Consider the following 8,325-nt stretch of genomic DNA (forward strand, 5'->3'; position numbering starts at 1 on the left):
GGAGTGCCACCCTTACAACATTGTTAACCGGCTGCTGTGCCGTAAGGACGCTTCCCGAGGTATGTGTATGTACCCTCAGCATCATCGACTTGGGATTTTTAGCTCCAAATCTTTCCTTCAATATTTTCGCCCACAACCTTCTTGCTGCTCGGAATTTTGCAACCTCTTCTAGGACGTTCATGTCTGCAGTAAATATCCAGGAAATCCTTCCTGCGAAATCGTCAATATCCAATCCTACGTCGACTGCAGCCTGAATATAATCTATTGCGTTTGCAAAGGCAAAGGCAATTTCCTGCGTTGAATTGGCTCCTGCCTCACGGATATGATATGCTCCAAGACTTATAGTGTTCCATTTCGGTATGTTGTTCTTGCAGTATTCAAAGATATTTGCTGTCAGTCTCATGGAAGGTCTTGGCGGATAGATATATGTTCCTCTTGCAATATATTCCTTCAACACATCGTTTTGGGTAGTTCCTCTCAAGAGTTCGGGCGCCACCCCTTGCTTTTCCCCAACAGCCTGATACATTGCCAGTATCACTGAAGCTGGGGCATTTATCGTCATAGACGTACTGACCTTGTCAAGAGGTATGCCGTTGAAAAGAACTTCCATATCCTCAAGAGAGTCTATTGCCACTCCAACCTTTCCGACTTCACCTTCTGAAATAGGATTATCAGAGTCATATCCTATCTGAGTAGGCATATCGAATGCTACTGAAAGTCCTGTGACTCCCTGATCAAGTAGATATCTGAACCTTTCATTTGTTTCCTTTGCAGTAGCAAAACCAGAATAGCTTCTCATTGTCCAGTAACGGCCCCTATACATTGTGGGCTGTCCTCCCCTTGTCATAGGATATTGTCCCGGGAATCCTATCTTTTCAACATAATGTTCGTTTGATAAATCCACATCCAGCGGAGTATAGATTCTCTTTTCCGGCACATTCTCTCTTTCAGAAACTTTTGAAAGGGTCTTCGCCAATGGACCCTGTTCCCATTTGTTCATTTCACTTTTAATGATATTGTTTTCACTCACGTTTATTCCTCCGTTACATCGGTAATCAATAGCTATATTTTTACTAATTATCTATATTAAATATGGATTCAAATAAACTACATTCCCAGTATTTTCCTTGCCTCTTCTGGTGTAGCAACATCCCTTCCATACTCTCTGGATAATCTTGCAGCTCTTGCTACCAATTGTTCGTTACTCGCCAAAACTCCTCTTGAATAATAAAGATTATCTTCTAAGCCTACTCTAACATTACCGCCTAAGCAAATGCCTAAATAAGTTGTATACAACTGGTGTTTGCCTATACCGGAAATATTCCAAGGACTCTCTTTTGGAATTGAGTTTAGCAAAAGCGTCAACTGATTAAAGTTTGTTGGTTGAATATTTTTCATCCCCATAATGAAATTAAAATACAACGGTCCTTTCAATATACCTCTCTCACAAAGCTCCATGGCGGTTGGAATCATTCCCGTATCAAATATTTCGACTTCAGGCTTTATATCTCTTTTTTGCATTTCTATAGCCAGTCTCTCTATCAATTCCGGCGAATTGATATAAATATGGTCGGGGAAATTGATTGAGCCTGTCGTAAAACTGGCCATCTCAGGGTTTATTTGTACTGCCTCGAGTCTACTTTCAAGACTTAGCCCAGCTCTTCCTCCTGTCGATATTTGAACAATCAATTCAGGACACAATTTTTTGATTTTTTTACTGATTTCATCAAATATTTCAGCAGTATGAACACTCTTCTGAGTAATAGGATCTCTAGCATGTACATGTACAATAGCTGCACCTGCTTTATAGCATTTAAGCGCATCTGCCGCAATTTCATCCGGTGTTATAGGAACATGTGGCGTTTTCTCTTTCATTCCTAACGAACCAGTCAATGCAGCTGTGATTATTAATTTATCCATTTTTTCCTCCTTTTAATTCTAATAAAATTTTCCCTCCTTAAAATCTAACACATATTTCAATGTGTCATTTATCAAGGAGGGACAAATAAAATTTATTTATTTTTTATTTCCAATTCAATTCAGATATTGATAACACTTCATCAACTGTTTTTCCATTAACTTCTTCTGCTGTAACATATTTTGTAATTGGAGTTGCCATATAATCAAAGTAATTTTTATCAAACGAAGCGCTAAATACAGTTCGTCCATCGCCCATTCTTTTTTCTATATCCTCACAAACTGATTCTAAATCGTCAGTTTCAATATCCCAAATCATTAGATATTTATATTGTCTCTCCATATTCTTGCTTAATTGTATTTCTCCTAATTTATAAAATCTACATCCTACAAATCCGTCAATCCTCAATAAGTCATGATTATGCTGCCCTGCATACCAAGTGTTATATTCCTCTTCCATCCCTTCTGTATTATTACTAAAAACTAACATGCTATATTTTTTCTTTTCGCCCATTATTATCTCCTTAATTTTATATTCTTAAAGCTTCAATAATTGAATTCTCAGGACAATCTTTATTATCATCGTATGTTAAGTAAGACACTATGATTCCAACCGAAGTTGTTATTGCCATAAGGTAAATTGACCATGGCAAACCATGCGGCCAAGAAATCTTAACAAACGCTGGCAATACCATTCCAATAATATTTCCAATTAGTGCAATAAACGCCGCTGCACCCATTCCTTTTGAGTTTGCTTTTTTCCAGATCATCCCTACCAATACAAGAGGAATAAATATTGTCATGAATGTAGCCCATCCCAATGCACCTAGTAAAGCAACCGTTTCAGCACTAAAAGAAGCCAACAATATAGACCCTACTCCAACAATAACTATCGCAATTCTTGCTACTCTTATTTGTTTTTTATCACTCATTTTAATTCCAATACAATCAAGAACATCTCTTGATATTGCAGATGCGCCAATAGATAAATACATACTTGCTGAAGAAATAATTGCCGCTGAAGCTGCTGTATAAAGGAAAACCTGCATCACAGATCCTAGATAATGACCTACTACCCAAGTAGCCTGACTAGCATTTTCAAGCGGAGGCAATTTACCAGTAACAACAAGTAATATTACCAACCATCCTAGCGTTATCCCAAAGAAAGATACTATCGCTTGAGTAAATCCCGTTTGAATTGCTAATTTAGGTAAATCTCTAGGCGTTCTCAAAGCAAACATTCTTGTTATTATTGCTGGCTGACATGCAGTACCAATCCATGCTAAAGTAAAATAAGCTGATGAAGCTGCAGGAGACGCTGTTCCAAATGCCGAAAGCTGTATTGGTTTAAATTGAGCTGTTATTCCGCTTGAGTCTGTAACAACCGGATTATTGATAATACCTTCAGTTAATGCTCCGAAGCCTCCATTTGCGAAAAATATTCCTATTGCAACTGCACCAACAATAACCATTATTGCACCTTGAAAAGCTTGCGACATGATACCTGCTGATTCTCCACCAACAACAACATAAACAATTACAACTCCAAACATCAGTACAGCCGCCTTAAAAGTTCCCCAACCAAAAAGGTAAGTGAACAAGCTAGCACCTGCTGCTATCTGCGCAGCCAAGTATGCAAAGCAACCAATAAACAAAACCAATGCAGATAACATTTTTACTTTTTTACTCTTGTATCGCGCTTCAATCAAATCACCTAGTGTAGCTACTTCTTTCACTTCTGCAATTGCTCTAATTTTTTTACCTATAAAAATATATGATAAAGTAAAAGCTCCTGCCATGAGTGCAACCGTTGTCATAAAATTACCGCTTGTGTATATTAAAGATGGAAATCCTACAATCATCCACCCAGAAGCTACTGCAGCTGTACCTGATAATGCAACTGCAATTGAGCCAAAACTTTTCGAACTACCAATGAAGCTTGCTGCTGAATCTGTATTTTTTGACTTCACTCCAATGATAAAAGAAACAACCAACAGACCAAATACTGCAATTAGTACCATTACACCATTATTCATATTGAACCTCCACTCCTCCTATTTATTCAAGGTTGATTTCGTCTGATTCACCTGAATTGTTTTTGCATATTCAACAAAATTATCCCACTTTTTCTCCGGCAGCCATATATCCTTCAACCTGTACAAATTTAAGCTTAAGAATAGCAAATTTCCTAGCCAATAAACTATGTATAAAAAAAATCCTGAAGGATGCATTCCTAAAATTGTAAAGCTTGGAGCATCATTACCAAATAAATTGTAATAATATATCATTCCTGTTACAGAAACTGTCATGAGGATAACCCATCCAACGCACAATGTTATAAATAGTTTATTGTTTATTTTTTCCCCCTCTGATAAACCAAGAATGATACTAACGGTTGCTATAGCTATAGCAAGATACATTCCATACAATGCAATTCCATTATAGACAAATATAATTATTAAAACCCAGAATACAGGCAACATAAGTACCATTATGTCTTTTGTTTTTTCCTTTATAGTTATCATTTATATTTCTCTCCTTTAACTAATCATGGTAAGGTCACAATTATTTAATAATCAAACCTGTCAGCTATTCTCCCAAAGATTTCATGAATTCATCAAGATACTCAGAAACAACCTCAGGATTTTCAACTATTATAAAATGGCCATAATCTTCGATAGGTTTATATAATAATTTTTTGGAATTGACTATTCTTGCAACTGTTTCTTCTGCCATCTTTTCTGTTGCAATCATATCATCCAAACCTTGTATAACCATAACTGGACAGGTAATTTCTTTCATTCTTTCACGGATATCAAATCCATTGTATTGGCTTAAGTCACCTTGCTTAGTTTTTCCTATCTCAGACAAGACTCCCCACATTATAAAATCTCTTCTTTCCTGACTTGTAGCTTTACCTATAAGACACTCACTAAACTCTAAGTGTGAATGTTGCGGACTAACATAAGGATGAAATAGAAGGTCTAGAATATTTTGGTTAATAGTTGGCGTATGATCAGCTCCTTGCATAGAAACAATAGCTTTAACTGGATATTCTATTGCCATATGGTATACTATATTTCCACCCATTGAGCATCCTATTATGATTGGATTTTCGACCTTTAGTTCATTAATTACATCCCATATCCATTTCCCATAATCTTTAAAATTATTTACTACATTATTTCCTGGAAGCGGCCAACTTTTTCCATGAGCTGGCATATCAAACGATATCATATTATACTTATCTTTTAAATTATCCATAATATCATGATATTGTCTATTATCACGCCCTGCTGTGTGTAAACATATTATAGTATCTTTGCTTGGTCCATTATTTGTTTCACAATAAATTTTTATTCCGTTAACTTTAATATAAAATCCTGTAATGCTCATCTACTTACCTCCCTCAAAATATTATCTTATACCTGCGTAAACTCTAGCCAATTGAGCCACAACATTAAAGTTCTGTCTAAAACGAACTGCTCCACCAATTGTTGTTAAATTATCACTATTACCTCTATTAGTTGCTACACTAAGGCTCCTATGACCCATAAACTTCTTCCATTCTTTATCACTACCACTTACACCAATATCAATTCCTGTTTCTGGTATTCCTTCAATTACATCTATACATTGACCATATCTAAATGTCAAAGTACATGTTTCCTCCCCATCAATTATTGTAATGTCTCCTTTGAAAAATTTCCCATAATAATAATTTAGAAATTTTTCTGCTTCTTCCCCATTAATAAGTTGTTTTAAATTAAGCATTTTGTCATACAAACTCATTTTTTCCTCCTCCAGATTTTATTTGTGAAAAATTTAAATCAGCAAAGCGCTTTTGAAAACACGAGAAAATGTTTTCCTGCCTATTAATATAATAATATATTTATTTAACTAATTCATCATAGAATTCTCTCAAAAGGAATATAAAAATATAGATAAATCTACAATTTCAAAATGATAAATATATTAAACAGACTTAATGTATAATTTCTCTTTTCTGATAACAATTGATAATTAAGTTGTGTAATGATAAAATAATTATTAAATAATTTATTGATAATGTAATGATGAGGTGAATAAATGGATGTTACTATAAAAGATATTACCCTTATAGATACTTTTAAAAAAAATAGCCAATTAATCGGTGGCTCTAAAGGTATAAACAAAATAGTAAAATTTATATCAGTAATGGAAGTCGTAGATTTCGAAAAATTCATTTATGAAAATAATCATTTCGTTTTAACTACATTTTCATTTTGTTGTGATAATAATCATTTAATCGAAGATATTTTTAGAGCACTTATTAAAAAAAATATTTCTGGTCTAGTAATAAAAATAAACAGATATCTAAAAATAATTCCCGATGCATTAATAGAATTAGCAAATAAACATGACGTTCCTATTATAATTTTAGATGAAAAAATCCTTTTTAGTAAAGTGATATTAGATGTTTCTTCTTTAATAATAAATTCGCAATATAATACTCTTAAATCTTTAAATTCTGAATATGAATTACTGAATTCAGCTATTTTAACTGGTAAAAAACTTGATTTTTTCATCAAAAGAATAAGTGAAAATTTAAGCTGTAATTGCTATTGCTTCACTTTTGACAATAAAATTATTGGGAAACACTGTTTATCACAAGATAATAAAGAAATAAATTTTAAAAGTATGTTATCAATGCTACACGAAGATGTTTTAAAACAAAGCGCACCAATTAAAAATGATTTTTTCAAACAAATTGATAACTTTTATATAATCCCCTGTATAACAAACAATAATATATTAGGTTATATTTTCCTTGAAGATAAGTATTTATTTACTGAAAAAGAACTACTGTTCTTAAAACAAATTGTTAACTACATCTCAATAAAACTTATGTCTGATTCTCTAATCGAAAGTGAAAAGGAAAATTCTAGGCTTTATACCCTAAATAAGATATTTTATGACAATTCTCTTTCAAGTGATATAATAAATAAAAATATAAAAATTCTTGGTATAGAACCTAAATCTTCATATATATTAATTCTATTGAATACAGAAAGAGATACAAATACAGTAGATAAATATTTTAAAACAAAAAAAATATACAAGTTTTTCAAAAAATATACAGAATTCAACATTCTTACAGAATTCTTGTTTGAAGGTATTGTTATTTTGCTATTTTTTGATGAAGAAGATTTCTTGGCTAATCTATCAGACACTATAAATTCAATCTTACAAGAACTATATTCTTATTTAAAATACTCAGAACAAAACATTAAAATAGGATATAGTCAAAAATATAATGAACTTAAATATTTATCCAATTCTTTAAAGGAAGCCCAGGAATCTATAATTATAGGATCATCGCTCAATAATGATGAAAGTATTTACGGTTTCAATCAGTATGTTCAGTTTAAAATGTTAGCTAAGCTATTAGATACGAAAGAATATTTTGTTTTTTACAATAAAATCATTTCACCACTTTTGACATATGACAAAAATAACAAACTAGATCTTCTGAATACACTTAAGGTATGTGTTGAATCTAATACTTTAAACGATGCTTCTAATAAACTATTTATTCATATAAATTCATTACGATATAGAATGGAAAAAATAAAATCTTTAACAGGAGAGGATTTTTTTACTAGCTCAGGAAGACAAACTTTGAGTAATGCAATAACCCTTTATAATATAGAAAAAATATATTCTAAGGATTAAACAAAGCTTGCTAAATATTCCAGAATAAATAACACCTTTAGGCGCCAATAAAAATAAGGGAATGGTTAAAACAAAAGCGCAAGAAATAGGACTGGACGTTGCAAAAAAAGGGACAGCCATGATATATGCTTTATAGAAGATAATGATTATAATAGATTTCTTAGAGAAAATGCAAGTCATGAAATAGTCCCTAGTCACTTTATTGATACCCGAGGTAATATTGTTGGAAAACATAAAGGAATCATTGTTCTTTAGAATAACATCATTTACATAGCTGCCAGACATAGGAAAATCCTTAAGTCTTAATAAACTGAATTCTATTCTATCCATCAGCTTCATTCCAGTTTCTTCATCCATTATTTCACTAGCCACAATAACAAGTTCGCTAATTATTCTTCAAAGTTTAGTTACCCAAGTTATTCAGCTCCTACTTCAGTTTGTAATAAACTGTATTACGGTGAACCGTACCATAAGTGACGGTAAAAAATGCTGCCAATCCATCACCTTCTTGTTTTTCTGGTAGTGTAATATTAATAGTGTAAACTTCTGAAATGATATAAAATACAAATATCATTAGGAGGATTACACCATTATGACGTTATTGGACAAAAAAGAAGTAAGAAGGTTAATGAAGGAAGGCAAGTTAAAGGATATCTCTGACATCCAAAACCTTCTGAAGGCTCAATTCAAGGA

At 32.8% G+C, this 8,325-nt stretch carries 8 protein-coding genes; 1 reads left to right on the forward strand and 7 read right to left on the reverse strand.

Annotation, left to right across the window (positions count from 1 at the left end; translation table 11 throughout):
• The 7 genes from BUB05_RS17905 to BUB05_RS17935 all read right to left on the reverse strand — a co-directional run.
• The coding region (locus tag BUB05_RS17905; protein WP_245819957.1) for a methylmalonyl-CoA mutase family protein at positions 1 to 1,000 on the reverse strand (1,000 nt) is incomplete at its 3' end.
• 107 nt (positions 1,001 to 1,107) lie between these two features.
• Positions 1,108 to 1,920, reverse strand: coding sequence for a beta-keto acid cleavage family enzyme (locus BUB05_RS17910; RefSeq protein ID WP_073051104.1), 813 nt, complete (start codon positions 1,918 to 1,920; stop codon positions 1,108 to 1,110).
• A 103-nt stretch (positions 1,921 to 2,023) separates the two neighbouring features.
• The gene (locus BUB05_RS17915) at positions 2,024 to 2,431 is read right to left on the reverse strand and encodes a hypothetical protein (RefSeq protein ID WP_073051105.1); all 408 of its coding nucleotides are present in this window, start codon (positions 2,429 to 2,431) and stop codon (positions 2,024 to 2,026) included.
• Between the two features lie 16 nt (positions 2,432 to 2,447).
• The gene (locus BUB05_RS17920; RefSeq protein WP_073051107.1) at positions 2,448 to 3,953 is read right to left on the reverse strand and encodes a sodium:solute symporter family transporter; all 1,506 of its coding nucleotides are present in this window, start codon (positions 3,951 to 3,953) and stop codon (positions 2,448 to 2,450) included.
• An 18-nt stretch (positions 3,954 to 3,971) separates the two neighbouring features.
• On the reverse strand, positions 3,972 to 4,442 hold the full coding sequence (locus BUB05_RS17925; RefSeq protein ID WP_073051109.1) for a hypothetical protein: 471 nt from the start codon (positions 4,440 to 4,442) through the stop codon (positions 3,972 to 3,974).
• Between the two features lie 64 nt (positions 4,443 to 4,506).
• Complete coding sequence (locus BUB05_RS17930; protein WP_073051111.1) at positions 4,507 to 5,313, reverse strand: alpha/beta fold hydrolase; 807 nt, start codon at positions 5,311 to 5,313, stop codon at positions 4,507 to 4,509.
• A gap of 21 nt (positions 5,314 to 5,334) precedes the next feature.
• Positions 5,335 to 5,709: a hypothetical protein gene (locus BUB05_RS17935; protein WP_073051113.1), complete on the reverse strand. Its 375-nt coding sequence runs from the start codon at positions 5,707 to 5,709 to the stop codon at positions 5,335 to 5,337.
• Positions 5,710 to 6,006: 297 nt separating this feature from the next.
• On the opposite strand from BUB05_RS17935, the gene BUB05_RS17940 reads away from it, so the two are divergent.
• Positions 6,007 to 7,632 (forward strand): PucR family transcriptional regulator, encoded by a 1,626-nt coding sequence (locus BUB05_RS17940; protein WP_073051115.1) that lies wholly within the window; start codon positions 6,007 to 6,009, stop codon positions 7,630 to 7,632.
• Positions 7,633 to 8,325: the final 693 nt, after the last annotated feature.

This window comes from Dethiosulfatibacter aminovorans DSM 17477 (assembly GCF_900142005.1).
In the GTDB taxonomy this organism is placed as follows: domain Bacteria; phylum Bacillota; class Clostridia; order Tissierellales; family Dethiosulfatibacteraceae; genus Dethiosulfatibacter; species Dethiosulfatibacter aminovorans.